This is a genomic window from Mesorhizobium qingshengii, assembly GCF_900103325.1.
Lineage (GTDB): Bacteria > Pseudomonadota > Alphaproteobacteria > Rhizobiales > Rhizobiaceae > Mesorhizobium > Mesorhizobium qingshengii.
Genome location: NZ_FMXM01000033.1, coordinates 1 through 26,595 on the forward strand (window position 1 = coordinate 1; position 26,595 = coordinate 26,595).

A 26,595-nucleotide genomic window follows, 5' to 3' on the forward strand; every position below is an offset into this window, starting at 1 on the left:
GTGCATGGCTGTTTTCCCGGTTGATCCGCGACACAGCAATCGCGCGAATCCGTGGGTGGCGAAATTCGGTTATGTCCCTACGGGAAACTACCTAGTCTGGCCGTCCGGCTTGTTGATTCATATCAAGCGGCCAGGCACTTCCGATCGCTAAAACCCTCCTTTGCTCTGGGCGATAGCAAGGCGAGTCGCTTCGAACCCTTGCATCGGAACGGCTGGTGGGCAGCGATGTATCTTCCGCAATTTTTGGTGGGAATGTTCTTTACGTCGGGCATCGTGGCCCTCTGGGCCTACACGGCAACCGGTTCAATCTGGAGCGCACTAGGCTGGGCGATTGTCGACTTGGTGCTGCTGCAGGTCGGATACTTCGCCTTTGTCATACGCCTGGTTTACAAACGCGGGACGGCGGACGCCGCGACAAACTCGGCGTCTCCCAGCCATGCCCGGCCATTCCATCACGACGGCACGCTTTTCTAGGGCGAGGCCAAACTGCGTGACTCATCCGTCGTCCGGCGCTTCAAAGCGGGCCGCCGGCTTCGAGCCAAGTGCCGCGATTTCCTCTGACGATTTCGACGGCGTCATCAAGCTTGCCGATCGCGGCTGGCCTGCCGGTCGCTTCAACGAATTCGATTGCGGCACTGACCTTCGGTCCCATGGAGCCAGCGGGAAAATTCCGCCCGGACATCTCCCTGGGCGTCACTCGACCGAGCGCATGAGCGGCGGTGGTTCCATAGTCGACATAGACGGCGTCGACATCGGTCAGCATCAGCAGCATGTCGGCTTTCAACTGGCGGGCAAGAAGCGAGCTTGCCAGATCCTTGTCGATAACGGCCTCCACGCCGCAAAGACTGCCATCGTCCCGCGCTACCACCGGAACGCCGCCGCCGCCGGTGCAGATGACGATGACGTCGCGTTCGATCAGGAACGAGATCACGGATGCTTCCAGGATCGCCAGCGGCTTGGGCGAGGGCACGACGCGGCGCCATTTGTCGCCATCGGGCGCGATCTGCCAGCCGCGTTCGGTGGCAAGCTTGCGGGCCGTTGCCTCGTCGTAGACCGGGCCGATAGGCTTCGTCGGATGAGCGAAGGCCGGATCGTGCGGATCCACCTTCACCTGCGTCAGCAGCGTCGCAAACAGCCTCTGCCTGAGGAGGTTGCCGAGCTCCTGTTCGATCACATAGCCAATCATGCCGGCGCTCTCGGCACCGAGCACGTCCAGTGGAAATGTGCCGCCATCCGAGGTCGCCGCCGCCTGCAGGGCCAGAAGCCCCACCTGCGGTCCATTGCCGTGCGTGATCACGATCGAGTGCCCTTCGACGACAAGTTCGACGAGCACCGAGGCGGCGCGCATGATGTTGGCGCGCTGGTTCCCGGCGGTCATCGGCTCTCCACGACGCAGCAGTGCGTTTCCGCCGAGCGCAACGACGATACGCATCTCAGTTGCCGATCGTGGCGACGAGCAAGGCCTTGATGGTGTGCATGCGGTTTTCCGCCTGGTCGAAGACGATCGAGGCAGCCGATTCGAACACCTCGTCGGTGACCTCCATGCAGTCGATCCCGTATTCCTTCGCGACGAAGGCACCTACCTCTGTCTCGGTATCGTGGAATGCCGGCAGGCAATGCATAAACTTGACGTGGGGGTTGCCGGCGGCAGCCATCACCTCGCTGGTGACACGATATGGCTTCAAAAGGCGAATGCGCTCCGCCCAGCCCGATTTGTCCTCGCCCATCGACATCCATACGTCGGTGTAGATGAAATCGGCATCCTGAACGCAACTCATCACGTCCTCGTCGAGCCGGAAGCGGCCGCCGCTACGTTCCACCAGCTCCCGAACATGGGCGCAGAATTTTTCATCCGGCCATAGGTCCTTTGGCGAGGCAATGCGCATGTCGATGCCGACCTTGGCGGCACCCAGCGCCAGCGACAGCGCGACGTTGTCGCGCCCTTCGCCAACGAATGTGACGGTCATGTCCGAGAGATGCTTGTGCGTGAATTCGCGCATGGTCATGAAATCGGCGAGGATCTGCGTCGGATGCGCTTCGTCGGTGAGGCCGTTGTAAACGGGCACGCCGGCATGCGCGGCGAGCAGTTCGGCCTGGTGCTGGCCAAAGCCGCGATATTCGATCGCGTCGTACATGCGGCCGAGCACGCGGGCGGTATCCTTCATCGATTCCTTGTGGCCGATATGGCTGCCAGTGGGGCCGAAATAGGTGACGTGGGCGCCCTGGTCATAGGCCGCCACTTCGAACCCCGTCCGCGTGCGCGTCGAATCCTTCTCGAAGATCAGCGCGATGTTCTTCCTGACAAGACGCGGCATCTCGTGCCCGGCGAGCTTGGCGGCCTTGAGATCGGCGGCCAGTTTCAGGAGAAATCGGATCTCGTCGGCCGTGAGATCGTCCAGCGTGAGCACGGAGCGACCGTGAAGATTGATCGACATGGGGATTTCCTTTCGGGTCAGATCGGGTCACGGGCAATCGGACAGGTCATGCAGTGCCCGCCGCCGCGACCGCGACTAAGCTCGGCGCCCTCGACCGTGATCACTTCAATTCCCGCGCGGCGCAGAAGCGTGTTGGTGTAGACATTTCGGTCGTAGCCGATGACCACACCAGGCTCGACCGCAACGACATTATTGCCATCGTCCCATTGCTCGCGCTCGGCCTCGTAGCGGTCGCCGCCCGTGGCGATGATCCGCAGCGACTTCAACCCAAGTGCTTCCGCAACCACCTCGGTGAACGGTTTTTTCTCGTCGGTGACCTCAACCGCCGACTTTCCGTCGCCTGGGCGCAGCGAGAAGGTGCGCAGCCGCTCGACCACTGGCGGATACATGGTCACCAAATCGCGGTCGCAGAAAGTGAAGACGGTATCGAGATGCATGAAACTGCGGTCCCGTGGCATCAGCGCGGCAATCACACGCGTGGCTTCGCCGGCTGCGAACAGGCTGCGGGCGAGGTCGCCCACGGCTTGGGGCGTGGTGCGCTCTCCCATGCCGATGAGAACCGTTCCGCCACCAATCGGCATGACATCACCGCCTTCGAGGCTGGTGCCTGTTCCCAAATCCGGCGAAACAAAGGGGACGCCGCTGTCGCGAAAGCGAGGGTGGAAGCGATAGACGGCTTCGACATTGGCCGCTTCCGGGCGCCTGGCGGGCCAGTACATGGCGTTGACCGAAACCGAAGCGTAAATCCAGCATGAGCTGTCACGGGTGAAAAGCTGGTTTGGCAGCGGCGGCAGCACGAAATCCTGGGGGGCAAGCGTCCTTCCGGTCAGGCCTTTGGGCTCGAAAGGAAGCTCCGCCCGGGCAATGCCGCCGACAAGATAAGTCGCCAGTTGCTCCGACGGCATCTCATTGAGCCATCCGCGCATCTCATCGACCATGTCCAGCCCGACGACGCCGGGATGAACCCGGCGGTCGAGGAGCCAGTCACGGGCCTTGGCCTGGCTCATCGTCTCTGTCAGCAGTTCCCCGAAGGAATGCACCAGCACTCCGCGTTCGCGCAACGCATCGACGAAGACATCGTGCTCCTGGCGGGCCCGCTTGACCCACAGCACGTCGTCGAACAGCAGCGCCTTGCAATTCTCCGGCGTCAGCCTGCGCAGGCTGAGATCCGGACGATGGACCATCACCTCGCGCAGACGGCCGACTTCGGAATGGACACCCAAGCTTGTCATTGCGTCAATCCTCTCACAGCGGGCTGACGGCGCCGGTCCACATCTCGTAAACGGCGAGAATGGCGACGGCGACGAGGGCTGCGGCGAGTACCGCTTCGGCAGGATGGAACACGCGCTGATTGGTTTCGCGGCGCGCCCAGATGTAGAAGAGGATGCCGGGCGCATAGAGGATCGCGCACATGAACAGGTATGCGGGGCCCGCCGCGTAGACGAGCCACAGCCCGTAGACCGTAGCCAGCAGTCCGGCGAAGAGCGGACCGGCGCGTTGCTCGCCGCTCTCGTAGCTCTCTCCGGTCAGCGCCAGCTTGGCCGCGTAGGCCCCTGAAAAGATGTAGGGCACCAGAATCGCGGCCGACGCGATGTAAAACAGCGCCTGGTAGGTGCTTTGCGCGAAAAGTGTGATCACCAGGAATGCCTGGACGAGCAGATTGGTGATCAGGAGCGAGGTTGACGGCACGCCACGGTCGCTTTCGCGGCCAAAGAATTTCGGCATCGTCCCGTCCTTGGCGGCGACATGCGGAATTTCGGCGGCAAGCAGCGTCCAGCTCAGGAAGGCGCCAACCACCGACACGACAAGCGCGATGTTGATGAGAATAGCGCCCCAGGGCCCAACAACCGCCTCCAACACGCCTGCCATGGACGGGTTCTTGAGCGCAGCGAGTTCAGGCTGGCTGAGGATGCCCAGCGACAGCAACGACACCAGGGCGTACAGCGCGAGACAAGTGAAGAAGCCGAGAACTGTCGCCGTGGCGATGTCCTTGCGGCGCTCGGCCCGGCTGGAAAATACGCTGGCACCTTCGATGCCGATGAACACCCACAAGGTCACCAGCATCGTGCTCTTCACCTGTGCGGTGATCGAGCCGAGACTGGCGTTGCCCAGACCGGTGAAGTCGAGCGACCAGACCTGCAGTTTGAAAGCGACGGCAACAACCCCGACAAACAGGACGATCGGAGCGATCTTTGCCACCGTGACGATGAGGTTCACGACCGCCGCCTGCCGGATGCCGGCGAGAACCAGGATGTGGATCAGCCACAGCAGGATCGATGCGCCGAGCACTGCTTGCCAGGTGTTTCCGTCACCGAAAGCCGGAAAGAAATAAGACAGGGCGCTGAATACGATCACGGCATAGGAGACGTTGCCAACCCAGGCACTGATCCAGTAGCCCCAGGCGCTGTTGAAGCCGATGAAAGGACCGAAGCCGGCCTTGGCGTAGGCGTAGGGCCCGGCGTCGAGTTCAGGCTTGCGGGTGGCAAGCGATTGATAGACGAAGACCAGCGCCAGCATGCCGACGGCGGTGATGGCCCAGCCGATCAGGATGGCAAGAGGCCCGGCGCCGGCGGCCATGTTCTGCGGCAGGCTGAACACCCCGGAGCCGACCATCGAGCCGATCACCAGTGCGGTGAGGGAACCAAGTCGAAGCTTCGTCGATGCCGAGGTAGTGGCTCTAGGGACAGGGATGTTGATTCCAGCCGTGCTCATGATGCGCTCCCAAAATTCGAAGACCTTGATGGGAGGTATTGAACAGGAAATGGGAATAGGAGCTTTGATGCGGGTCAAATCCGTCCGCGGCGCGGCAATGACGGCTCAACGTTGCCGTTCCGATTTCCAGTCGCCGCGCAAATCGCTCGCTGACCCTGGCCTGTACATTTGTCCGATCCACTTCGCCCGTGTGGCGTCGCTGGCTCTCGCGATCCTGCCGAACAACGGGCGACCGACATGCGCCCGTCGTTCGTTGGGAGGCGAATCGGGGCTGGCGCGTCGACGGATCGTCAGGCGATGTCCGCCGGCTCGGCTTTGCGTTTTCGCCCCGTGATCATGGCCCGGACAAGGTTTTCACGATGTCGAAAGCTTGCCAGCGCGACGCCACCTATATGGAAGAGGACCAGCACGAGCAGGCCATGCGCGGCAAGGCTGTGCGCCGCCTCGACCCACGACACGCCGAAATAGGCGTCCGTTGTCATCAGCCATCCGGTCAGGGCGGTCGAACCCATCGCCGCAATCAGCACGACCACCATTGCGCCGCCGGCCGGGTTATGGCCGATGTAGCGGGCTTCGCGACCGCTCAGCAACGCCACGAGGTAGCGTAGGACTGTCACCGGATCACGCACGAATTGCGAGAAGCGCGCATAGGGCGTGCCAAGAACGCCCCACAAGAGCCGCATCGCGACCAGCCCTGCAGCGGCGTAGCCAGCCCAATGGTGAAGGTCCTCCGAGGAATGGGAGGTGAGCCAGGCCGTGATGAAGCTGAGCACCAGCGCCCAGTGGAAGCTCCGCACGATTCGGTCCCAGACGCGCACCATCTCCGGAGATGGCTGCGCGTCCGCGGCTACCGATACGTTCCGATCAGTTTTCGCCGGCTTCGGCATTGTCGAGCTTTTCAAGGGTCTCGGCATTGTAGGCCAGGTTCACTTTCTTGCCGGCCTTGTCGACCGCGTAGACTTCGTAGCAGCCCTTCTCGACCTTGATCTGGCGGACGGTAAGCCCTTCACCGGTCAATTGCGCCTCGAGCGTTGCCTTGGGCTTGAACTGTGATTTCGGGGCGGTGCTGCAGCTGCCACCGGCGGCGAGCGCCGGTCCTGCAACCATGCCGGCGAGAGCGGCTATAACGAGTGTGCGATACATGAAGGCTCCATTCGTGAGGTTGGGCGCGGTAATGCGCCTTTGGGGGGTGGATTTCGATCGGTTCAGTCAGACGGCGAGACGACCGTCATTGGTGCGGCATAACCAATTCAACCTGACAACTGGCTGACAGCCGCATCGTCGCCGCCGATCCGGCTTGCCGCCGGCGAGTTTGATCTGGCGCAAGGACGGCGGGTAACGCCGCGAGCAGGATGACGGCCGGGATGTAGAGCGCTTGTGCTGTCGTCCTGAAGGAGGATCGTCAATGAAAACCATATCGAGGAGAGCGGCGCTCGGGCTTGCCGCCGCAATGCTGATGGTCGGCAGTGTTGGCGCGGTCCAGGCGGCTGCGCTTGTCCAGGTCTCGCTCTGGGACAAGGGTGCGAGTGCGGAAATGCCGACGGGTCTCGCCTATGCAACGCCAGGACTCGATCTCACCAAGGCGACCATGGGCATCAAGGTTTCACCCGGTGCGGTGAAGGCCGGGGAGGTCACGTTCAATGTGAAGAATGACTCCAAGGACACCGTTCACGAGATGATCGTGATGTATATGGCCGATCCAACCAAGCCGCTTCCTTATGTCGATGCGGAGAAACGGGTTGACGAAGACAAGGCTGGCGACAAGGGTGAGGTTTCAGAACTCGATCCCGGCAAATCAGGCACATTGACCGTCGAACTGAAGGCTGGGAAATACCTGCTTATCTGCAACGTGCCAGGCCACTTTGGCGCCGGTATGTGGGCCGAATTCACCGTCGATCCATAGGCCCTGAACCCGGCAGCGCTTTGGCCCGAGCCTGCGACTGTCGCAGTTTTCGAGAGCTTGCCGGGATGGCCAGCCTCGTCGGTGGACTGCACGACGGTAAGTCAACCGTCAGGCAGAACGCCGCTCGACGGAACGGGCTATGTGGGCAGTGCCCGGCGTTCCCGCGGTTGAAGATCGCATCACCGTCGCCTGATTTCGGGTATGGCGGAGGAAGTGGATCGTAATCCACTTTCGTTTGTTTCCGGGCAACATGGAGCGCGTCATGAGAGCAATGGTGCTCGAAAGCGTCGGCACCCCCTTGAAACTTCTCGACAGGCCCGATCCCATGCCTGGCGCGGGCGAGATCAGGCTGAAGGTCGAGGCATGCGCGGTTTGTCGAACCGATCTGCATGTGGTTGACGGAGATTTGCTTCATCCGAAACTGCCGCTCATCCCGGGGCACGAAATCGTCGGCATCATCGATTTGGTTGGCGAAGGCGTCACCCGTTCCAGGGTCGGGCGCAGAGTTGGCGTGCCTTGGCTCGGGCATACTTGCGGCCATTGTCCCTACTGCGCCGCCGGGAGCGAAAATCTCTGTGACCAGCCAGACTTCACCGGCTATACACGCGATGGTGGTTTCGCCAGCCATGTCATTGCCGACGCGCGGTTCGCCTTCGATCTGGACCCGGATGCCGAGCCCGTATCGCAAGCTCCGTTGCTTTGCGCTGGCCTGATCGGCTGGCGATGCCTGAAGAAAGCCGGTGACGGCAAGCGGCTCGGGATCTACGGCTTCGGCGCCGCCGCGCATATCGTCGCCCAGATCGCGATCTGGCAAGGTCGTGAGATTTTCGCTGTCACCCGGCCGGGTGACAAGGAAGCACAGGAATTTGCGCGCTCGCTCGGAGCGACCTGGGCGGGTGGTTCGGATGAACTTCCGCCCATGCAGCTCGATGCCGCGATCATCTTCGCTCCTGTCGGTGATTTGGTGCCGATTGCGCTTCGTGCTGTCCGCAAGGGTGGCTGCGTGGTTTGCGGCGGCATTCACATGAGTGACATCCCAGCGATGCCTTACAAATTGCTCTGGGAAGAGCGTGAACTGGTGTCGGTGGCAAACCTGACCCGCCGCGACGCGGAAGAGTTCTTTCCCATAGCGAAGCGCGCGCAGGTTCGCACGCACACCAAGGTCTATCCGCTGGAACAGGCCAATCAGGCGTTGGACGATCTGAGGGAAGGGAGATTGAGCGGCGCCGCCGTCCTGGTGCCGTGATTGACATTCAACGAACGTTATCTGGCCCGTGAACCCAGTCGACGCATTTGCCGGATCCACTTCGCGCGGGTTGCGTCGCTGGCGGCAGCGACCATGCCGAACAAAGTCTCGCGCACCGGACTGATGCCGACAAAATGGAGGATGCTTCGCCGCATGCCGGCGAGACCATGTCCGAGGAACCATAGCCGGTAAAGAACGGACGGCATGCCCATCGTCACCACGACGCGCGCCGAGCGGCCACGAAGCAATGTCTTGGTAAAACCGCCGCCCTTGTCCGGATAGGCAAAGGCCGTTCCCGGCCGCATCACCTGTTCCAGAAATGCCTTGAGCATGGCCGGCATGGTCCCGAGCCACAGAGGAAAGACAAAGACGATGTGCTCGGCCCAGACGATGCCCTCGGCCGCGTCCTTCAGCTCGTCTGGAACCGAACCGTGTTCGAACGCCTGCATTGTCCGCAGCATGGGAAAATCAAGCGCTGCCAGATCGACCCAACGGACGGCGTGCCCGGCCTTTTCCGCGCCCTCGCCATAAGCCTTGGCAAGACCGCGGCAGAGCCGGTCCGGGGACGGGTCGGGATGACCGACTACGATGAGGATGCGTCGCGGCATGATTCACTTCCAGGGAGCCTGGTCGCGAGGCATCAAGGCCGTTCGACCCGTGCCACCTGGTAGGTATGCATGGCGCCGTTGCGCTCGATCGACACATACTCACCGGTCACGAACCGTTCTTCGCCGAGATGAAAGCCGATCTCATCGTCACGATCGCCTTCGGCGTAGTCGAAATACCACTGTCCACCGGGCTTGCGGCGGAGCCGGCCGATCAGATCGTCTTCGCCGGTGCGAAACCGGCGCACGCGGCAGGAGGCCTTGTGCGACTTCCATTCCTCGGCATCGATCCGGCCTTCGCCGGTCAGCGGAGCGAGCACGTCATAGCCCTCCTCACGGTCGCCTTCCGGATGGCCTTTCTCGCGCGCGAGCAGCAGCCGGACATTGCGGAATTTCGGGGTAAGGTCCTTCAAATCAGTCATGGAGAACTCCTTTCACGGAGTTCCATAGAACGGTGGCCGGCCTTGGCCCTTGATCCGCATCAAAGGAGACCTGAGAACCTCGCTCCCATCAAAGGCCGGTCAACAGCATGGCGCAAGTGCCCACGGTCGCGGCGATCAGGGTTGCGCCGGCCAATGGCAACCAGAACCGGACCGGACCGGCGGAGATTGCGAGCAGCAGGCGGCCAATCGCATTTGCTGCCAGAGCCGCCAGCACCGCCTGGCCCACCGTTGCGACGGGGACCGAGTGTTTGACGAGGCGCAACGCGCCGAGCACCGAGACATCGACATCGAACGTGGCTGCAAATGCCGAACTCGCCAGCAAGCCGCGCCCGCCGAATTGCGCGGCCAGCGCGGCACTTGCGGTCGCGACGACGGCAAAGAGCAAGGCGAAGAGCAGCAACGGGCCAAGTTCAAATGGATTGCGCGCGATCGTGCCGCCTTCGCGATTCCCGCTGTCGCGAGCCAAAAGCAATGTTCCGCAGGCAGCGAAGGCGAGCGTCGCGGCAATCGCCGGAACGCCGGCGGAAGCGAACACGCTTGGCTCGATGATCAGAACCACGACGCAGACACGCAGCATCGAAACCATGGCCGCCAGCGATGCCGCGCCTGCGAGCGGCAGTGGATTGCTTGCCGACGCGGCGTTGCGGGCGAGCGCCACGGTTACGGCGGTGGACGAGACCAGTGCACCAGCAAGCGAACTGACGAGCAGACCGCGCTTGGTGCCAAGCACGCGGACAGCGACATAGCCGGCGAACGATATCGAGGCCATCAGCACCGTGAGAAACCAGGCCTCCCAAGGATTGAAACCACCCCAGGGGTCCAACGTTCGGTTCGGCAGCAAGGGCAGCACGATCGCCGTCATCACCGCCAGGATCAGCGCCGATCGCAGTTCGATCCATGTCAGTTGCCGCAGCAGGCCGTGCAAGATTTCGCGACTGGCAAGAATTGCTGCCAGCGCCGCTCCACCGGCAGCCGCTGCTCTGTAATCCCCTGCGACGGAAAGCGCGCCAAGCGCGAAAACACCGAGGCCGGCGATCACGCTCGTGACGCTGAAATCCTCGTCATGGGCAGCCTCGCGCGCCTTGTACCAGGCGAAGATCACGGCGAAGGCGATGAACCCGCCGACCAGCACCGATACCGCATCGAGCGCTTCGGCGAGTGCGGCCAGAATCCCGCCGAGCAGGCCGGATATGCCAAAGGTGCGAATGCCGGCAGTGCGGCTGCGATCGGGCGCATCCCGCTCACGCCAGCCGCGCTCCAGTCCGACGAGCAGGCCAATGGCCAGGGCCAGTCCGAGCCGGGCGATGAGCGGATCCATGGTGCGGCAGCTTTCAGGCGGCAACCGTCGGCAGACGGTCGCGAACCCACCTGACGATCTGGCCTGCCGTCATTGCGCCGGATGCGCGCGCGATTTCGCGCCCGCCATGAAAGAGGATCATCGTCGGGATGCTGCGAATGCCGAGCCTTGCCGCCACAGCCTGCTCATTGTCGGAATTGAGCTTGATCAGGCGAACAAGCGGCTCCAGTTCGTTCGCCGCCGCCTCATATGCCGGCGCCATCATCTTGCACGGGCCGCACCATGGTGCCCAGACGTCGACGACGACGGGGATACTGCTGCGGGTGATCTGCCGATCGAAGATCTCGGCGTCGACGTCCTGAGGGTGCCCCGAAAACAATCTGGTCCCGCACTTTCCACATTTAGCCTCCCCGGCATCGCGGCCCGGCGGCAGGCGGTTGACCCCGCCGCATTTGCTGCAAACCACCAAATTCTGCTGTGCCATGGCCATTTCCCGATTTGCGATCGGCTACTATGCGCGCCCGAGACGCCCATCGCCAAGGGTGCGCAGCGCGTTGAGAATAACCGCCACGTCTATCCCTTCCTGAAGCAATGCGCCTGCCACCGGCGTGATCTGCCCCATGGTCGCCGCAACCATCGCAACGGCCGAGAGTGCGAGCCCGACAACGATGCTTTGCAGGGCGATCGCGCGCGTACGTTGGGCAATCCGCACCGCCTCGGCAACAGGCTTCAGCCGGTCGGCGAGAATAATGACATCCGCCGCCTCGGAAGAGGCCGTCGCCCCGCGCGCGCCCATGGCGATGCCGACCGTCGCGGCGGCGAGGGCAGGTGCATCGTTAATGCCATCGCCGACCATCATTGTTGGCGCCGTTGCCTTCTCGGCCTCGACCGTCGCGACTTTGTCCGCGGGAATGGCATCGGCGACGATGACATCCAGATCCAGCATGGAAGAAATACGCTTTGCCGTCGCACCATCGTCACCTGTCAGCATGACCATGCGCGTGATGCCGGCCGAGCGCAGATTGGCGAGCGCGTCGTGCGCATCTGCACGCAGTGCATCGCCGAAGGTGAAAACGCCGGCAAGGTGTTTGCCGAGCGTAACAAAAACCCTCAACACCGGCGCGTCCCGATACCGATCTTCACCGTTTTTCGCCCAGTTGGGCAGGGGTTTGTCGGCGAGCGCGAAAGCCCGCGATCCCGCCGCGATCGACATGTTCTCGACCCGGCCTTTCAGGCCCGCACCGCGATGCTCGCGGACATCATGTGGATGCGAAAGCACCAGATGCCTGCCGTGCGCCGCCCGGATGATCGAGTCGGCAAGCACATGGTGCGAGGCTTGTTCCAATGATGCCAACAGCCGCAGCAGATGGTCGGTGCCGCGGCCAGGTGCCGATTCGATCTCGATGAGCTCGGCACCACCGATGGTCAAGGTGCCGGTCTTGTCGAAGATCGCGGTCCGAACCTGAGCAAGGGCCTCCAACGCCGTCGAGCCCTTCATCAGGATGCCGCCGCGCGCGGCGCGCGACACACCGCCGATGAAGGCAACGGGGGCAGCTAGAATGAGCGGGCAGGGCGTTGCGACAACCAGCACGGCAAGCGCCCGGATCGGATCGCCAGAGATAAACCACGCGATGCCGGAAACGAGCAAGGTGGCCGGCAACAGGAACAGGGCGAAGCGGTCGGCCATGCGAATAAAAGGCGCTTTGACGGTCTGCGCCGCCGCGACCATGCGCACGATCGCTGCATAAGTGCTCTGCTCCGCCAGGGCAGAAGCCCGCATGCTGAAGGTCTCGCCCGCATTGACCGTGCCGCTGCGTAGCGTTTCGCCAGCGCTGCGCAGCACCGGCAATGGCTCGCCGGACACCGCGGACTCGTCGAGCGAGGCCGAAGTATCGAGCAGGATACCGTCGACGGGGAGCAGTTCGCCAGCACGCACCAGGAGAGCGTCACCGACAACGACCTCTCCGATGGGGATGATTTCTGTTCCATGTGTCGACTTGCGATGTGCGACACGCGGCGACCGGTCGGTGAGTGCCTTGAGGTTCCGCTCGGCACGGCCGCGGGCAAAATCCTCGAGCACTGTGCCGCCGGCATACATGATCGCGACCACCACAGCGGCCAGCGGCTGGCCAAGCAACAGCGCGGCGGACATCGACACCAGCGCGATTGCATCGACGCCGAAGCGGCCGATCCAGAAATCGCGTAGTATCGAAATGGCGAGCGCGGCCACCACTGGCAAGGTCGCGACCGCCCAGATCGTATCTGCGCCAACGGGACCAAGGCCGGTTTGCCAAACTCCGATGCCCACGGCCAGGCCCAGTACTGCAATAACCAGCAACGCTCGTCTGAGGCCGGACTCGTTCATGAGATTTCTCCCGGTCCCGATCGAGCCAATCGGCGCTAGAGTTCGCTGACCATGTCCTGCAACAGACGTCGCACGTCGTTCGCGATGCCGGCCAGTCCGGGATTGTCGATAGCGCCCATCGAGGCCACAGGATCGACTGCCGCGACCTCCACCTTTCCTGGGGAGATCTCCGTGACGATGACATTGCAAGGCAGCATGGTTCCGATCTTGTCCTCTGCCTGAAGCGCACGCCACGCAAAATGCGGATTGCACGCGCCAAGGATCACGTAGGGCTTGAAATCGACGCCGAGCTTGGCCTTCATCACCTGCTGCACATCGATCGACGTCAGGACGCCAAAACCCTTGTTTGCGAGCTTGTTGGTCACATGGTTGATCGCCGTGGTGAACGGCATGTCGACGGTCTTGCTGAAATAGTAGCTCATCAACTCTCCAATCGCCAATCCTGACCGCTCGCCACTTCGCCAACGGCCGCCTCGAACTCATGAAACAGTTAATCGCGATCTCTGGAGAAGGCTTTGATCCAACGCAATGAACGGGCAAGATCGACTGGCGACTATAGCTGCGAACTGGAGGCACAGGGGTGACGATCCGAAATCTCGAATTTGCGTTCGCCCCGAGGTCGGTTGCCGTCTTTGGCGCATCGGTGCGTAATGGCGCCGTCGGCCGTGTCGTCTTCGACAACATCGTCAACGGAGGCTTCGCGGGCGAGATCTGGCCAGTCAACCAGAAATACGCCGAGGTCGCCGGTCGGCGATGCTATGCCAAGGTGGCCGACCTTCCCGGTGTTCCAGACCTTGGTGTCATCGTCACGCCGCCTGAGACAGTTCCCGCCATCGTGCGCGACCTTGCTGAAAAGGGTACGCGGGCGGCGGTTGTCATCACCGCCGGGCTGACTCGCGAAAACGGCTTGCGTCAGGCGATGCTTGATGCCGCCAAACCCACTCTTTTCCGGATCATCGGGCCGAACACGGTCGGACTGATGATCCCGCCCGTCAAACTCAACGCCGGATTTGCGCATATGGCCGCCAAGCCCGGCAACATAGCGCTGCTGTCGCAATCCGGCGCCATTGCCACGTCGTTGATCGACTGGGCCGGGAATAACAATGTCGGCTTCTCGCAGATCGTCTCTCTCGGCGACATGGCGGATGTCGACGTGGGAGATTGTCTCGACATGCTGGCGGGCGATATGCACACCCGCGCCATCGTAATGTATCTCGAAACCATTCCCAATCCACGCAAGTTCATGTCGGCGGCGCGCGCGGCCGCGCGCCTCAAGCCGGTGATCGCGATCAAGTCGGGCCGGCACGAGCAATCGGCCAAAGCAGCCGCGACCCACACCGGCGCGCTATCCGGCGCGGATCGTGTCGTCGATGCGGCATTGGTGCGTGCGGGCATCCTGCGCGTCAAAGGTCTGGCCGAGTTGTTCGATGCGGTTGAAACGACCGCCCGTTTTGCTCCGCTGGAACGAGCCCGCGTCGGCATTGTCACCAATGGCGGCGGCGCCGGCGTGCTTGCCGTCGATCAACTCATCGACTGCAACGGGGAACTGGCGGAGCTCTCGCCGGAAACGATAGCCAGCCTGGACGCCGTCCTGCCGGCCACCTGGTCCCATGCCAATCCGGTCGACATCATTGGCGACGCTCCGCCCGAGCGCTACCGGGCCGCGGTCGAGGCTATCGCGGCCGATGCCGGGACCGACGTTGTCCTGGTCATGAACTGCCCGACCGGGCTCGGCTCGCCGCTCGCCGCGGCAAGCGCCGTGACAACGCTCGCGCGGGACGGCAGGATCGGCGGCAAACCGGTCCTGACCTGCTGGCTTGGCGAACACACGGCGCGAGAAGGGCGGCGTGTTCTTCAGGATGCCGGCATTGCCAGCTTCGAGACGCCCGCCGACGCAGCGACCGCCGTCTCCTACCTCAGCGACTGGTCGCGCGCCCAACGGGCCCTGCTGCGCACGCCGTCGAGCCGCGACGAGGACGCCAGGAGCGACCGGGAAGCAGTGCTTGCGATATTCAGGCAGGTCGCGAAGGAAGGTCGGCGAATGCTCACCGAGCCTGAAGCCAAGGCGGCGATTTGCGCTTACGGCATTCCAGTGCCCGAGACGATCATCGCCAGATCCCCCGCCGAAGCGGAGGAGGCGGCCGGCCGGCTTCTCAAAACATCCGAGCAAGTCGTCGTCAAGCTGCTGTCAAAGGCGATCTCGCACAAATCGGACATTGGCGGGGTGGTGCTCGGCATTACCGGCGCCGCCGCCGCCGGGGAAGCCGCGCGCTCAATCGAGGCCCGCTTGCGCAAGCACGACCCTCAGGCCGATAGCGAGGGCTACGCTGTCCAGCCGATGGTGGTGCGAAAACAGGCGCAGGAATTGATCCTTGGTGTCAGCCGCGATCCAATTTTCGGTCCGGTTCTCCTGTTCGGGGCGGGGGGTGTCGCCGTTGAGGTGATGGACGATACCGCGATCGCGCTGCCGCCGCTCGACGACGTTCTTGCCGGTGACCTCATCGGGCAAACGCGGATCGGCCGCCTGCTCGCCGGGTTCCGCGATCGCAAACCCGCGGATCGGCAGGCGATCGTTGCGGCGCTCAATGGTCTGTCGCAGATGGTCGTCGACTTTCCGTGCCTCGTTTCAATGGACATCAATCCGCTGCTTGCCGACACCGCCGGCGTGATCGCACTGGATGCTCGCATCGAGATCGAGCCGGAACGCGTGGAGGAGCCGGGGCCGAACCTGGCGCTCGCCATCAGGCCTTACCCGACAGGCTGGACCAGGGACTTTTCGGCAGATGGCGCGCGCTATCACATCCGGCCGATCAAACCGGCCGACGTCACGCTCTATCCTGAATTCCTAGCCAGGATTTCACCGGACGATCTGCGCCTGCGTTTCCTGTCGCCACGCAAGAGTTTCTCCGACCAGATGTTGAAGCGGCTTACTCAGCTCGACTACGACCGCAACATGGCTTTCGTCGCTCTGGAGGCGAAAACTGGCGCACTGGCCGGTATCAGCCGGCTGTCCTGCGACCCGGACCACGTCAGCGCAGAATACGCATTGCTGGTGCGGACGGACTTGCAGGGCCATGGACTGGGTTGGGAATTGCTCCGGCAGATCGTTGATTATGCAAAGGCCGATGGGATCAGTCGGATCGAAGGCATTGTGCTCAGCGAGAACAAGAAAATGCTGGCAATGTGCCGCGAGTTCGGCTTCTCGATAGGGCATCTTCCGGACGAGCCCGGCCTTGTCGAGGCAAGGCTCGAACTCCGTTGAGGTGACCTGCCTGCCGCGCCAGTCAGGAGGCTGTGCGCAGGGTCTTGGAAGTATCGCTCTCGGAAAGCCCTTTCAATTCCGCGACGATGTCGACGAGCTTTCGATCGGCATTGATCTTGCGCCAGCCAACCTGCGTGGCATTCCGCTGCAACTGCCGCGAGAGGATGTCGATAGTGGCGTCCGAAGGGCCGCCCTTGCGTTCACTGACCCGCTGCCAAAGCACGAGCGGGTCCGCGTCCAGCCAAAATCCGGAGAATGTGATACCCCGGTCGCGCGCCGCCTTCTCCATCCGCTCCCGATCCGCCGGCCTGTCGAAAACGGCATCGGCGACAACCGAACCGTCCTCGGAAAGGATCAAGCCGGCGCGCCATGCCATTTCGCGGTAGACGCGGTCGGAGACCTCTGGCCGATAGGCCCGGTCCGGCAGCCTCGTCTCCGCGGGCACCCCATGCATGGCCTTGCGGATGCGGTCGCTTTCGACAATGCGGGCGCCGGGCGGCGCTCCGACCAGAGCGGCGAGGGCTTCTGCCACCGTCGTCTTGCCGGAACCACTCAGGCCGCCAATGGCAACGAGTCTCGGCGAGGTCTGCTGGAGAAATGTTCGAGCAAGTTCGAAATAGGACCTCGCCTGGGCAATCAACTTGTCGGAATCGGCACTACCTTCCTCGACCTGCGTTGCTGTGACGTGCGCGCGCACCGCAGCCCGGACCGCCATGAAAAAGGGCAACAGGGCAAAGCCATCCTCGTCGTCGGCCTCGTCGAGATAGCGGTTCATCACGAGATTGGCGAGTTGAGGAAAGCCCCGGTGCCAAAGATCCATCAGCAGAAAGCAAAGATCGTAGAGCACGTCGATGCTGGCGATCTGGTCGTTGAATTCGATGCAATCAAAGAGGCGCGGCTCGCCGTCGAAAAGGCAGATGTTGCGCAGATGCAGATCACCATGGCACCGACGGATCTTGCCCGCGGCTTGGCGACGGTCGAGCAATCCGGAATGCCGGGCGAGGGCGGTGCGGAAGGCCTCGGCCAAGGTCTTGACCTCTGCCTTTGTGAAAACATGGCTGGTGGCAAAGCCGGCCTCGTTGATGTCGAGCACACCCGCGATGTTGGACTGCCCGCTGCCATCGTGGACTGTCGGCGCGGAACGGTGATATCCCACGATCATGCGTGCGACAGCGGTCATCAATGCCGGCGTCAATTCTCCGGCGGTTGCCATCCGATCGAGGAGCCTCGACTGATCGAAGCGGACCATCTCGATCGCAGCGTCGACCATCTGGCCGGTGCCATCAAAGGCCAGTTTGCCGTCGGCCTCGCGTGTGATGCGTCGCACGCCAAGATAAAGACCGGGTGCGGTTCTCGAGTTGAGTTCCACCTCTTTCTCGCAAGCGGCCAGCCTCAGTGCCGGCGTCGAGAAGTCTACATAGGGCAGCTTCACTGCCCGCTTCATCTTGTAGGCGCGTTCGCCAGTCAGAAAAATACGCGAGATATGGGTCTCGATCGCCTCGACCGGCCCGGCCGCGGCGTATGAGGCAGGATCAAGCAGAAACGCGACAGCGGCTTGCTGGTCATCAACTATCATGGACCGCCTCCTCGATGCTTGTGTCTTGCGGAGACCGTTTCCGCCATCTGCTCTCATTGCTGCAGTGTCTCGACATAACCAGCCAGCTCATGGATCCGTTCCCTGGTGACGATTTCCCCGGCGTTCGGGCCATATTTCTTCACGTCGCCGGGAAGGAACTGGCGCCCCCAGACCGGCATGTCGCGCTCGCCATGTGCCGGCACCATGGCGCGGCCGTCGATCACGGCAAAAACCCGCCAGTAGGGGAATTCGCCGCCATTTCGCCTGGAGAGACGCGTCAGGTCGGCGGGGCGCTTCAACAACTCGTCGCCCAAGGGGCCATCACCCTTGCCTTCGGGGCCATGACAGACGGCACAGGAGTTCATGTATTCCGCCTTGCCGTTGCCCAGTTCCTGAGCGGCGGCCGGATTGAAGGCCAAGCCTGCGAAAACCGCGGCGATCAGGAGTCTCACTTGCGTCTCCATCGGTTATTTGGCTGAAACCTACAGCCGCGCCCTGCGAGCACGTTGATGCGGATCAAATGCAGCCGCGAAAGCGTGTTTGATTCAGCGCAATTCGAACTTTCAGTCTCCGACGTGCTTCGCCAGCATGCTGTCGCCGCCGTCGCGGCTCACTCACTCGCTTCGCGTCCGGACACCTGCTCGATCGATATCCGGAAGAAAACGTGCGGGATGCTGTCGGCAACCAGGGGAATGGCCGGCTTGAGTGCGCCCGGTTCCCACCAGTCGGCATGCTGGCTCAGGAGCGACCACGCATGATCGCGCTGAAGCTTGTTGCCGATACGGTCGGGCAGTTCTTCATAGCGGCCATCGACGACCACGCTTCTCCATCCTCGTCCCTGGCCGTGTTCGCCAACCTGGACGGACACCTGCGGATTGGCCCGCATCCAGTCGATCTTCTTGCCCGGCAAGGAGAACGCGTAGAGGTGATTGTCGGAATGGGCATAGTGCAGAGGCACGACATAGGGCTGCCCATCCTTCGCACATGCCAGGTGGCCGAGGCGGTTGGCGGACAGCAGTTTGGTGGATTCCAGCACCGAAAGCGTACGGACCAGCATCAATGCGATCTCCTGTTCTTCTCGGCCATCGAGACATCGCCAGCGACGTCGCGCCGGCGTATCTTGTGCAACTGGGCAGCTTCGTCCATGGCGGCGATCACTTCGCTGTCGGAGAGCTGCGGGAACCGCAGATAGTGATAACCCAACGCCCGGAACCGCCCAGGCTGGCTAAGGCATACCACGCGGTCCGCTTCCTGAGCCAGTTCGGCCACGGTATCCGGTGGAGAAACGGGAACAGCCACGACAATCTCCCTGGGCGCGCGATGCCGCAGCGCGCGGACAGCAACCTTCATCGTCGTGCCGGTCGCGGCGCCGTCGTCGACAAGGATCACGGTCTTCCCGGCGACTGACAACGATTTGCGGTTGCCCTTATAGGCGATGCGTCGACGTTCGAGTTCGGGGCGTTCGAGAGCCACCAGCGCGGCAAGATCGGCATCGTCGAGCGAATAGGCCTCGACGATCTCGCGGTTGAGCACGACGTCGGGCGGATTGCCGTCCACGACAGCGGCAACGGCCAGTTCCGGATTACCCGGGGCGCCGACCTTGCGGACGATGAGCAGGTCGAGCGGCGCTCCGAGGGCTTTGGCGACTTCAGCCGCGACTGGAACCCCACCGCGCGGCAGCGCCAGCACAATTGGCTGGTACAGGCCGAGCCTGGCCAATTCGATGCCGAGCCTTTCTCCAGCCTCCTTGCGGTCGCGGAACATCGGTCAATCCACCGGCCAGAGTTCACGAAGAGACTTCTTCATCGAGTTTCGCACCTGGATGATCTCACCATGTGAAATATGGCGATCGAGCAGCTTGAACACAGCCTTGATGGCGACATCGAAATCGACTTCGTCATCGCAACCGAAACTGGCTTCGACACGGATGATGAAATCGCGCTTCTTGCGCTCGCACGCGTTCGTAGCGGTTGGGGCCCAGCCTTCGAAAAAGACGCCGCGGATCAAGACCGGCAGCTGCGCCGAAAGATCGGCCATCTCGGCCGGCGACAGCCAGTCGCGCACTGCGTGGAGAACGGTCTTGAGGAGCCGGTATGCGCTCGGTTCACTCCAGCAAAGATCCGTCGCAAGTTCGTTGACCCATTGCTGCGCCTGTTGGGCGGCGTGGGTGAAGCTGGCGAAGGAGGTGTGGGACATGTGGCTCATGACGTGCTCCCTTGTGAAAAACCGCATCATTTTCGAGCTTCGCGAACGTCTGCGCATTGCGCGGGATCAATTGGCCTTCTCAACACATCGGCACGCGTTCTCTCAATTCGAGACCAGTCGGTGGATCGATGCGGAAAACGTGCACATGTTGATCTTGATCAACGACACCATGGCCAATGGCGGTAGGTGTTTTTCTGCAGACGTCTTGTTTGCGACTGCCTCACAATGGAGCACCGATCATGCAAACTCATTCCGAGCCGTCGCAATTCGGCATGCAGCCACTGCCGATGTTGGAAAATGGCCAAAAGTTGATCCTCGCTGCGGCATCCCTGCAGGCACACGCTTTCAAAACGATGATGCGTTATCAGATCGAAACGCTCGCGTTTTTGAAACATCGTTACGAGCAGGACGTTAAACTGGCCGAAGATCTGGTCGCCGGTTCCGAGTTCAACGACGCGTTCGACGTTTTTTCGAACTTCCTGCAGAACGCGACATCGGAATACGCCACGGAAGCCGGCAAGGTCGCGGCGTTGACCTCGAAACTCACTTCGGAAACAGCCAGGCGCGTGCGCAAGGAAGCCGAGACCGCGATCGAGGATATGGCAGCGAAAACAGTCGCGTAGATCGCAAAGCTTAACCGGCTGGCGAGACGGTTTGGTCTTCCCGCGTCGGCTGGCTCGACTGCCTGATTGGATTTGGAGACGGTTCGATGGCGACCTGCGGTGAAACTCGAAGCCGATCCCCCGATTCCGTCTCTCCTGTTTCGGACGGTGATGTCGCATTGAAGCCCGTTCATGCGGCACCCGGGCGGTGTGCAGCACCCGAGAACCTGGACGACACATTTCGCCAGGTGGACCGTCTCGTTCACGCCGGGATGGCACAGGCGAGCTTCGGCATTTCACCAATCAGCCTTCTGCAGGCCTTGCAGGACTGGGGCCTGCATCTGGCGATCTCGCCGGGCAAGCAGTACGAGCTTTGTGTAAAGGCGATCGAAAAATCGGCTCGGTTGGCGACATTCCTGGCCAGCTGTGTCGAAAGGAAGGGGCTTTCCCAGCCCTGCATTTCCCCCCTGCCACAGGACCGGCGCTTTGGCCATTCCGGCTGGCAGGTTTTTCCGTTCAGCGCTTATCAGCAATCCTTTCTGCTATGGCAGCAATGGTGGCATAACGCGACCAGCGACGTGCACGGCGTTTCGGCAAAGCACGAACGACTGGTCGAGTTCTACAGCCGGCAATTCCTCGACATGCTGTCGCCGTCGAATTTCATCGGCAGCAACCCCGAGGTTCTGTCAAAGACAATAGGCGAGGGCGGTTCGAACCTCTGGGCCGGGCTGGCGAATCTGGTCGACGATCTGGCGCGGCAGTCGGCAGGGCGCCCGGCGGCCGGGACGGGTAATTTCCGGCCAGGCGTGGAAGTGGCGGCGACGCCTGGCGACGTCGTGTATCGCAATGAGTTCATCGAACTGATCCAGTACCGGCCGGTCACGGAAACGGTGAAGTCGGAGCCGATCCTCATCGTGCCGGCCTGGATCATGAAATACTACATCCTCGATCTGTCACCGCACAATTCGCTCATCCGCTATCTCGTCGCCCAGGGTTTCACGGTGTTCTGTATTTCCTGGCGCAATCCCGGGCGTGAACAGCGGGAATGGTCAATCGACCACTACCGCCGGCACGGCGTCATGGCGGCGATTGATGCGGTCTGCGATATCTCCAGTGGCGCGAAGGTGCACGCGGTGGGTTACTGTCTGGGCGGAACGCTGCTTTCCATCGCGGCATCGGCGATGGCGCGCGACGGCGACGACCGGCTGAAGTCGCTTTCGCTGATAGCAGCCCAGATCGATTTCGAAGAACCAGGCGAACTCGGCCTTTTCATCGATGAGAGTCAGGTGTCCATGCTTGAGGACCTGATGTGGAGCGAGGGTTTTCTCGATCAGCGGCGCATGGCGGGCGCCTTTCAGATGCTGCGCTCCCAGGATTTGATATGGTCGCGCATCGTGCGCGAATACCTGATCGGCGAACGCCCGCAAATGTCGGACCTGATGGCATGGAACGCCGATGCGACGCGCATGCCATACCGGATGCAATCAGAATATCTGCGCCAGCTTTATCTCGGCAATGATCTCTCGCAAGGCCGTTTCCAGGTCGATGGCCGGCCGGTCCATGTCGAGGACATCAAGGTTCCGGTGTTCGCACTGGGAACGGTGACCGACCACGTGGCGCCGTGGCGTTCCGTTTTCAAGCTGACGCACCTGCTCGACACGAACGTCGACTTCGTCCTGACGAGCGGTGGCCACAATGCCGGCGTCGTGTCGGAGCCGGGTCACCGAGGCCGGAGCTACAAGCGGCTGCAGCATGTGAGCGGGCAACCTCATCCGGATCCCGAAACCTGGTCGGCATCGGCCGCCGCCGTCGATGGTTCGTGGTGGCGGGAATGGGCGGACTGGCTGGCTCTCCATTCCGGCGCTGTTATTCCGCCCCCAGGCGGAGGCACCGAGCGTTACCCGCCGGTCTGTGCGGCTCCTGGAAGATACGTGCTTGAACCCTGATACGGCTTGACGCCGATCAATGCCCTCTCGAGCGGCAAGTGTTGAGATGGAGTTATCGGCAGACTGCCGCAAATCCACGAAACGCTTGGAGAATCAGCATGCTCAAGATGAATGTCGGCTTTGTCGATCGCGTTGTACGCGTGATCGTCGGACTCGCGCTGCTTTCGCTTTTCTTCATCTATCCGGGCGCTGCCTGGCGCTATGGTCTGCTCGTGGGCCTGGTTCCGCTGCTTACGGGACTGTTCGGAACCTGTCCCCTCTACACACTGCTCGGAATCTCGACCTGCCCGGCAGGAAAGGCCTGAATTGACCTAAGCAAGCTGGCGCTTTTCAGCGCGGGCGGCTCGCCGCTTCAGGCGAGCCATGATCCTCGAATACGAAATCAGCGCCCGATCCAGACTGGCTGCGAGATGAGGAACAACCTTGCGACGACACTTCGCGGCATGGCACGCCAAGGCCGATTGATGGAAATCAAGGCAGGGAACGTCCATGGGCGCAGATTGCCGGAATGAACGCCTTCATCGAAGATAGCATCGTTCGTCATTATTCCTTGCGGACCCTTGTGCTCGGCCTCTCGCTGGTTGTGTCCGCACTGCCGGCGCGGGCCGACAGCATAACGGAGCGCGGCAAAGCCCTGGTGGAGTTCAATTGCGCCCGCTGCCACGCCATTGGAAAAACGGACAAGAGCAACCATCCGGACGCTCCTGCCTTTCGCACCCTGTCAAAGCGCTATCCGCTGACGGATCTGGAGGAGGCACTCGCAGAAGGCATTTCAACCGGTCACCCGGACATGCCTGAATGGGTTGCCAGCCCCGACCAGATCGATGCGATCATCGCTTACATAGCCAGCGTGCAGCAGCCGTGATCGACGCCACCGACCAGGCGCACGACCGCACCTGACTGGTGTTCGTGCGCAATCGGGCGGCATTTGACGGCGATCAAGTCCCCATCTCGCAGCGAGCCTAGAATGGAAACTTCTCGACGGAGCGAGATGATGAAGGATTGCAGGGACAAGACCGCGATCGTGGCAGGGATCGGATCGGGAACCGGCGTCGGTCTTGCGAGTGAGTTGGCTGCACGCGGCGCGCATGTCGCCGCCGACGTCGACATGGCGGCCTTTGGCCGCGTCACGCGCTCGCTGGTTGAGGAAAGCGGCATCAACCGCTTCATGTCGCACTGATGGCGTCTCGTACTGTGCCCGGCGATAATGTACAGCCAACGCGGCAGGACGGGCAAACAGAAAGCGCGGTGCAACCCGTCCCAGCATCGACGGGAATTCCTGACAAGGATGCCTATTGGTCGATCGAGGCCGATGACCTCCTGAAACGTCTCGATACATCGGGCTCGGGCCTCGCCGCCTCCGAGGCCGCATCAAGGCTTGCAAAATTCGGCCGAAACACTCCGGGGGCGCGATCCGGCACGTCGGCTTTGACCATATTTGTGGGGCAGTTCCGCAGTCCACTGGTCCTGATCCTCATTTTTGCGGCCGGCGTGTCGGCTTTCGTTGGTGAGGGCCAGGAGGCCGCGATCATCGGCGCGATCGTGCTGGCAAGCTGCGTCCTGAGCTTTACCCAGGAATACGGGGCGTCGAGAGCGACAGAAGCGCTGAAACAGCGTGTTTCACACAAGGTTATTGTCCTGCGCGACGGTGTCGAATGCGCCATAAATGCCGAAGACATCGTGCCTGGGGACGTGATCCGGCTCTCGGCCGGAAACCTCATTCCCGCGGACGGTGTCATTCTGGATGCGCGCGATTTCAATGTCAGCGAGGCGGTGCTGACCGGTGAGACGTTTCCGGTTGTGAAAACACCGGGTCGATCGCCGCCAGAGGCTCCCGTCGCACACCGCAGCAATGCTGTCTTCACCGGCACGTCGGTCCGCAGCGGCACCGCGACCGTGCTGGCGGCAGCGACCGGTGACCGCACCGAGTTCGCGTCTATCGCCGCGGCCCTCGAGCGACGTATCCCCGAAACAGGCTTCGCCCGGGGTATCAGACGCTTTGGCTACCTAATGACGGAGATCATGCTGGTGATCGTCATCATCGTGTTCTTCGCCAATCTGCTGCTCCATCGGCCGCTGATTGAATCGCTGCTGTTCTCGCTGGCGCTGGCGGTGGGTCTCACGCCGGAACTGCTTCCAGCCATCATCAGCGTGACGCTGGCCCGGGGTGCCCGCGCCATGGCGGCCAACGGCGTCATCGTGCGCCGTCTCGATGCCATCGAGAATTTGGGCAGCATGGACCTGCTTTGCACCGACAAGACGGGAACGCTGACCGAGGGTGTCATCCACCTCGATGGGTGGCTCGATGTCGATGGCAATCCATCGACGGATATCCTGCTTTGGGCACGGCTCAACGCCACCATGCAGACCGGGTTGAAGAACCCACTGGACGAAGCGATAGCCAGTGCCCAGGGCGACGACGTTGCAACATTGAGGTCCTTCACGAAGGTCGATGAGATTCCCTACGACTTCATCCGCAAGCGGCTGTCCGTTGTTGTCCACCACAACGGTGCTGAAGACCTTCTGATCACCAAGGGTGCAGTGCAAAATGTCCTCGAAGTCTGCAGCTTCGTTCGAACTGCGAATGGGCTGGAGCCCCTGGGTGACACGCATCGTGCCGCAATCGACGAGAAATTTAGACGTTGGAGTGCCGACGGCTATCGGGTCCTGGGTATGGCTATCCGCCGTTTCGAAAGCCGGGGGGCCTTTTCCAGGAAGGACGAGACCGATCTCGCCTTCGCCGGCTTCCTGCTCTTCCTCGACCCGCCGAAGCAGGGGATCAAGGAGGCGCTTTCCGCGCTTGCCCACAGGGGCATCGCCGTAAAGGTCATTTCGGGCGACAACCGCTATGTTGCCGCGCATCTCGCCACGGCGGTTGGCTTGCGGGCCGAGAGGATCATGACTGGCGAGGATCTGTCGAAGCTGACAAAAACCGCTCTGTTCGCAGCCGTGCAACACACCGACCTGTTTGTCGAAATCGACCCCAATCAAAAAGAACGCATCGTCGAGGCATACCGGAGCCGGGGCCATGTCGTCGGCTATATGGGAGACGGCATCAACGATGCGCCCGCCCTGCACGAAGCTGACATCGGTATCTCGGTCGACACCGCGGTCGATGTCGCACGCGAGGCTGCCGACATCATTCTTCTCAGGCAGGATCTGGGCGTTCTGGTGCGTGGCGTCGACGATGGCCGCAAGACCTTCGCCAACACGATGAAATATATCTCCATCACGACCAGCGCCAATTTCGGCAACATGATCAGCATGGCCGCCGCCTCGCTGTTCCTGCCGTTCCTGCCGCTGCTGGCGGCGCAGATCCTGCTCAACAATTTCCTTTCGGACATTCCCTCTCTGGCTATTGCTGGCGACAATGTCGATCCAGACCAGTCGCGCCGGCCGCGTCGCTGGGACATCGGCTTCGTCAGGCGATTCATGGTCGGCTTTGGCTTGGTCAGCTCGCTATTCGACTTTGCAACCTTCGCTTTCCTGCTGTTCTTTGCACATGCGACAGCGGCCGCCTTCCAGACCGCATGGTTCGTCGAGTCACTGCTGACAGAGCTCGCCATCGTGCTCATCGTGCGCACACACAAGGCGTTCTGGACGAGCCGCCCCAGCCCCCTGCTTGCATGGCTTACACTGGCTGTCGCGGGTGTCGCGATCGTCATACCCTACGTGCCCTTCGCCGCGTACTTCGGCTTTGTGCCGCTGCCGCTGCCCGTGCTTGTCGGGCTCGTCGCCATCACCGCACTCTATCTGTTGGCCTCGGAGGCAACAAAACGCTGGTTCTTCGATCACGAGAAGCATCATCCTCATCGAATGCGATCCAGTAGGACCGTCGCCGGGTAGCAGAATGCACAATCGGCCTGATGGCGATGGGCGGCGCCAAGATATGATCCAGAAGGGAATGGCGACAAAGCGCATCCGCGCGGATGCGCTTTGGCACCTGTTGCGTCCTTCCAGTCTATGTTGGCAAGCCGCTTTGTCGGCTGATGGTTGAC

The 26,595-nt window shown here is 62.1% G+C and carries 27 protein-coding genes; 10 read left to right on the forward strand and 17 right to left on the reverse strand.

The genetic code is table 11. The features are described from left to right. The first annotated feature begins 225 nt into the window (after window positions 1–225). Window positions 226–474: an exopolysaccharide production repressor protein gene (locus tag BLS48_RS31525; RefSeq protein ID WP_091586120.1), complete on the forward strand. Its 249-nt coding sequence runs from the start codon at window positions 226–228 to the stop codon at window positions 472–474. Between the two features lie 40 nt (window positions 475–514). Here BLS48_RS31525 and arcC read toward each other — a convergent pair whose 3' ends face one another. From arcC to BLS48_RS31555, 6 genes are all read right to left on the reverse strand, one after another. Beyond that, on the reverse strand, window positions 515–1,432 hold the full coding sequence (arcC, locus tag BLS48_RS31530; RefSeq protein WP_091586122.1) for a carbamate kinase: 918 nt from the start codon (window positions 1,430–1,432) through the stop codon (window positions 515–517). Window position 1,433: 1 nt separating this feature from the next. Then, the gene (gene argF / locus BLS48_RS31535) at window positions 1,434–2,435 is read right to left on the reverse strand and encodes an ornithine carbamoyltransferase (protein ID WP_091586125.1); all 1,002 of its coding nucleotides are present in this window, start codon (window positions 2,433–2,435) and stop codon (window positions 1,434–1,436) included. Window positions 2,436–2,452: 17 nt separating this feature from the next. Beyond that, a complete protein-coding gene (locus BLS48_RS31540) occupies window positions 2,453–3,667 on the reverse strand; it encodes an arginine deiminase (protein ID WP_091586127.1) in 1,215 nt (404 codons plus the stop codon). Window positions 3,668–3,680: 13 nt separating this feature from the next. Continuing rightward, complete coding sequence (arcD, locus tag BLS48_RS31545; RefSeq protein WP_091586129.1) at window positions 3,681–5,147, reverse strand: arginine-ornithine antiporter; 1,467 nt, start codon at window positions 5,145–5,147, stop codon at window positions 3,681–3,683. Between the two features lie 290 nt (window positions 5,148–5,437). Continuing rightward, window positions 5,438–5,968, reverse strand: coding sequence for a cytochrome b/b6 domain-containing protein (locus tag BLS48_RS31550; RefSeq protein WP_091586131.1), 531 nt, complete (start codon window positions 5,966–5,968; stop codon window positions 5,438–5,440). 43 nt (window positions 5,969–6,011) lie between these two features. After that, window positions 6,012–6,290, reverse strand: coding sequence for a PepSY domain-containing protein (locus BLS48_RS31555; RefSeq protein ID WP_091586133.1), 279 nt, complete (start codon window positions 6,288–6,290; stop codon window positions 6,012–6,014). A gap of 262 nt (window positions 6,291–6,552) precedes the next feature. Between BLS48_RS31555 and BLS48_RS31560 the strand changes: the two genes are divergently transcribed. Continuing rightward, window positions 6,553–7,050 carry a cupredoxin domain-containing protein gene (locus tag BLS48_RS31560; protein WP_091586135.1) on the forward strand — a complete coding sequence of 166 codons (498 nt, stop codon included), beginning with the start codon at window positions 6,553–6,555 and terminating at the stop codon, window positions 7,048–7,050. A gap of 262 nt (window positions 7,051–7,312) precedes the next feature. After that, complete coding sequence (locus tag BLS48_RS31565) at window positions 7,313–8,296, forward strand: zinc-dependent alcohol dehydrogenase family protein (RefSeq protein WP_091586183.1); 984 nt, start codon at window positions 7,313–7,315, stop codon at window positions 8,294–8,296. A 17-nt stretch (window positions 8,297–8,313) separates the two neighbouring features. On the opposite strand, the gene BLS48_RS31570 is transcribed toward BLS48_RS31565, so the two are convergent. The 6 genes from BLS48_RS31570 to BLS48_RS31595 all read right to left on the reverse strand — a co-directional run bounded on the left by BLS48_RS31570 (window position 8,314) and on the right by BLS48_RS31595 (window position 13,428). Next, window positions 8,314–8,904, reverse strand: coding sequence for an NAD(P)H-dependent oxidoreductase (locus BLS48_RS31570; RefSeq protein ID WP_091586137.1), 591 nt, complete (start codon window positions 8,902–8,904; stop codon window positions 8,314–8,316). A gap of 32 nt (window positions 8,905–8,936) precedes the next feature. After that, on the reverse strand, window positions 8,937–9,323 hold the full coding sequence (locus tag BLS48_RS31575) for a hypothetical protein (RefSeq protein WP_091586139.1): 387 nt from the start codon (window positions 9,321–9,323) through the stop codon (window positions 8,937–8,939). Between the two features lie 88 nt (window positions 9,324–9,411). Beyond that, window positions 9,412–10,662, reverse strand: coding sequence for an MgtC/SapB family protein (locus BLS48_RS31580; RefSeq protein ID WP_091586187.1), 1,251 nt, complete (start codon window positions 10,660–10,662; stop codon window positions 9,412–9,414). A 13-nt stretch (window positions 10,663–10,675) separates the two neighbouring features. Beyond that, entirely contained in the window at window positions 10,676–11,125 is a 450-nt protein-coding gene (gene trxC / locus BLS48_RS31585) for a thioredoxin TrxC (protein ID WP_091586185.1), read from the reverse strand. 27 nt (window positions 11,126–11,152) lie between these two features. After that, window positions 11,153–13,006 (reverse strand): heavy metal translocating P-type ATPase, encoded by a 1,854-nt coding sequence (locus BLS48_RS31590; RefSeq protein WP_091586141.1) that lies wholly within the window; start codon window positions 13,004–13,006, stop codon window positions 11,153–11,155. Window positions 13,007–13,041: 35 nt separating this feature from the next. Next, window positions 13,042–13,428, reverse strand: a complete 387-nt coding sequence (locus BLS48_RS31595) for a DUF302 domain-containing protein (RefSeq protein WP_091586143.1) — start codon at window positions 13,426–13,428, stop codon at window positions 13,042–13,044. A 158-nt stretch (window positions 13,429–13,586) separates the two neighbouring features. On the opposite strand from BLS48_RS31595, the gene BLS48_RS31600 reads away from it, so the two are divergent. Next, entirely contained in the window at window positions 13,587–16,268 is a 2,682-nt protein-coding gene (locus BLS48_RS31600; RefSeq protein WP_091586145.1) for a bifunctional acetate--CoA ligase family protein/GNAT family N-acetyltransferase, read from the forward strand. Window positions 16,269–16,290: 22 nt separating this feature from the next. On the opposite strand, the gene BLS48_RS31605 is transcribed toward BLS48_RS31600, so the two are convergent. The 5 genes from BLS48_RS31605 to BLS48_RS31625 form a co-directional block, all read right to left on the reverse strand. Beyond that, window positions 16,291–17,844, reverse strand: coding sequence for a bifunctional aminoglycoside phosphotransferase/ATP-binding protein (locus tag BLS48_RS31605; protein ID WP_091586147.1), 1,554 nt, complete (start codon window positions 17,842–17,844; stop codon window positions 16,291–16,293). A 53-nt stretch (window positions 17,845–17,897) separates the two neighbouring features. After that, window positions 17,898–18,296 (reverse strand): c-type cytochrome, encoded by a 399-nt coding sequence (locus BLS48_RS31610; RefSeq protein ID WP_244529987.1) that lies wholly within the window; start codon window positions 18,294–18,296, stop codon window positions 17,898–17,900. Between the two features lie 158 nt (window positions 18,297–18,454). Beyond that, entirely contained in the window at window positions 18,455–18,901 is a 447-nt protein-coding gene (locus BLS48_RS31615; RefSeq protein ID WP_091586151.1) for a pyridoxamine 5'-phosphate oxidase family protein, read from the reverse strand. Continuing rightward, complete coding sequence (locus tag BLS48_RS31620; RefSeq protein ID WP_091586153.1) at window positions 18,901–19,608, reverse strand: phosphoribosyltransferase; 708 nt, start codon at window positions 19,606–19,608, stop codon at window positions 18,901–18,903. The genes BLS48_RS31615 and BLS48_RS31620 overlap by 1 nt, the downstream gene beginning before the upstream one ends. A 3-nt stretch (window positions 19,609–19,611) precedes the next feature. Then, window positions 19,612–20,049, reverse strand: coding sequence for a DUF2267 domain-containing protein (locus BLS48_RS31625; protein ID WP_091586189.1), 438 nt, complete (start codon window positions 20,047–20,049; stop codon window positions 19,612–19,614). Window positions 20,050–20,225: 176 nt separating this feature from the next. On the opposite strand from BLS48_RS31625, the gene BLS48_RS31630 reads away from it, so the two are divergent. The 6 genes from BLS48_RS31630 to mgtA all read left to right on the forward strand — a co-directional run bounded on the left by BLS48_RS31630 (window position 20,226) and on the right by mgtA (window position 26,443). Continuing rightward, window positions 20,226–20,672, forward strand: a complete 447-nt coding sequence (locus BLS48_RS31630; RefSeq protein WP_244529988.1) for a phasin family protein — start codon at window positions 20,226–20,228, stop codon at window positions 20,670–20,672. A 227-nt stretch (window positions 20,673–20,899) separates the two neighbouring features. Beyond that, window positions 20,900–22,597, forward strand: coding sequence for a PHA/PHB synthase family protein (locus BLS48_RS31635; protein WP_244529989.1), 1,698 nt, complete (start codon window positions 20,900–20,902; stop codon window positions 22,595–22,597). Window positions 22,598–22,695: 98 nt separating this feature from the next. Beyond that, window positions 22,696–22,902: a YgaP family membrane protein gene (locus BLS48_RS31640; protein ID WP_091586159.1), complete on the forward strand. Its 207-nt coding sequence runs from the start codon at window positions 22,696–22,698 to the stop codon at window positions 22,900–22,902. A gap of 203 nt (window positions 22,903–23,105) precedes the next feature. Further along, the gene (locus BLS48_RS31645) at window positions 23,106–23,462 is read left to right on the forward strand and encodes a c-type cytochrome (protein WP_091586161.1); all 357 of its coding nucleotides are present in this window, start codon (window positions 23,106–23,108) and stop codon (window positions 23,460–23,462) included. A gap of 129 nt (window positions 23,463–23,591) precedes the next feature. Further along, complete coding sequence (locus BLS48_RS31650; RefSeq protein WP_143019572.1) at window positions 23,592–23,777, forward strand: Rossmann-fold NAD(P)-binding domain-containing protein; 186 nt, start codon at window positions 23,592–23,594, stop codon at window positions 23,775–23,777. Beyond that, entirely contained in the window at window positions 23,777–26,443 is a 2,667-nt protein-coding gene (mgtA, locus tag BLS48_RS31655) for a magnesium-translocating P-type ATPase (protein ID WP_091586165.1), read from the forward strand. The genes BLS48_RS31650 and mgtA overlap by 1 nt, the downstream gene beginning before the upstream one ends. Window positions 26,444–26,595: the final 152 nt, after the last annotated feature.

What these genes read in the sequence shown, in the direction of transcription:
- BLS48_RS31565 (WP_091586183.1), top strand. Translation starts at nt 7,313, where the DNA reads ATGAGAGCAATGGTGCTCGAAAGCGTCGGCACCCCCTTGAAACTTCTC.
- BLS48_RS31525 (WP_091586120.1), top strand. Translation starts at nt 226, where the DNA reads ATGTATCTTCCGCAATTTTTGGTGGGAATGTTCTTTACGTCGGGCATC.
- BLS48_RS31555 (WP_091586133.1), bottom strand. Translation starts at nt 6,290, where the DNA reads ATGTATCGCACACTCGTTATAGCCGCTCTCGCCGGCATGGTTGCAGGA.
- arcC (WP_091586122.1), bottom strand. Translation starts at nt 1,432, where the DNA reads ATGCGTATCGTCGTTGCGCTCGGCGGAAACGCACTGCTGCGTCGTGGA.
- BLS48_RS31550 (WP_091586131.1), bottom strand. Translation starts at nt 5,968, where the DNA reads ATGGTGCGCGTCTGGGACCGAATCGTGCGGAGCTTCCACTGGGCGCTG.
- BLS48_RS31615 (WP_091586151.1), bottom strand. Translation starts at nt 18,901, where the DNA reads ATGCTGGTCCGTACGCTTTCGGTGCTGGAATCCACCAAACTGCTGTCC.
- BLS48_RS31645 (WP_091586161.1), top strand. Translation starts at nt 23,106, where the DNA reads ATGAACGCCTTCATCGAAGATAGCATCGTTCGTCATTATTCCTTGCGG.
- mgtA (WP_091586165.1), top strand. Translation starts at nt 23,777, where the DNA reads ATGGCGTCTCGTACTGTGCCCGGCGATAATGTACAGCCAACGCGGCAG.
- BLS48_RS31650 (WP_143019572.1), top strand. Translation starts at nt 23,592, where the DNA reads ATGAAGGATTGCAGGGACAAGACCGCGATCGTGGCAGGGATCGGATCG.
- BLS48_RS31620 (WP_091586153.1), bottom strand. Translation starts at nt 19,608, where the DNA reads ATGTTCCGCGACCGCAAGGAGGCTGGAGAAAGGCTCGGCATCGAATTG.
- BLS48_RS31595 (WP_091586143.1), bottom strand. Translation starts at nt 13,428, where the DNA reads ATGAGCTACTATTTCAGCAAGACCGTCGACATGCCGTTCACCACGGCG.
- BLS48_RS31590 (WP_091586141.1), bottom strand. Translation starts at nt 13,006, where the DNA reads ATGAACGAGTCCGGCCTCAGACGAGCGTTGCTGGTTATTGCAGTACTG.
- argF (WP_091586125.1), bottom strand. Translation starts at nt 2,435, where the DNA reads ATGTCGATCAATCTTCACGGTCGCTCCGTGCTCACGCTGGACGATCTC.
- BLS48_RS31580 (WP_091586187.1), bottom strand. Translation starts at nt 10,662, where the DNA reads ATGGATCCGCTCATCGCCCGGCTCGGACTGGCCCTGGCCATTGGCCTG.
- BLS48_RS31640 (WP_091586159.1), top strand. Translation starts at nt 22,696, where the DNA reads ATGCTCAAGATGAATGTCGGCTTTGTCGATCGCGTTGTACGCGTGATC.
- arcD (WP_091586129.1), bottom strand. Translation starts at nt 5,147, where the DNA reads ATGAGCACGGCTGGAATCAACATCCCTGTCCCTAGAGCCACTACCTCG.
- BLS48_RS31575 (WP_091586139.1), bottom strand. Translation starts at nt 9,323, where the DNA reads ATGACTGATTTGAAGGACCTTACCCCGAAATTCCGCAATGTCCGGCTG.
- BLS48_RS31630 (WP_244529988.1), top strand. Translation starts at nt 20,226, where the DNA reads ATGGCGGTAGGTGTTTTTCTGCAGACGTCTTGTTTGCGACTGCCTCAC.
- BLS48_RS31625 (WP_091586189.1), bottom strand. Translation starts at nt 20,049, where the DNA reads ATGAGCCACATGTCCCACACCTCCTTCGCCAGCTTCACCCACGCCGCC.
- BLS48_RS31560 (WP_091586135.1), top strand. Translation starts at nt 6,553, where the DNA reads ATGAAAACCATATCGAGGAGAGCGGCGCTCGGGCTTGCCGCCGCAATG.
- trxC (WP_091586185.1), bottom strand. Translation starts at nt 11,125, where the DNA reads ATGGCACAGCAGAATTTGGTGGTTTGCAGCAAATGCGGCGGGGTCAAC.
- BLS48_RS31605 (WP_091586147.1), bottom strand. Translation starts at nt 17,844, where the DNA reads ATGATAGTTGATGACCAGCAAGCCGCTGTCGCGTTTCTGCTTGATCCT.
- BLS48_RS31570 (WP_091586137.1), bottom strand. Translation starts at nt 8,904, where the DNA reads ATGCCGCGACGCATCCTCATCGTAGTCGGTCATCCCGACCCGTCCCCG.
- BLS48_RS31540 (WP_091586127.1), bottom strand. Translation starts at nt 3,667, where the DNA reads ATGACAAGCTTGGGTGTCCATTCCGAAGTCGGCCGTCTGCGCGAGGTG.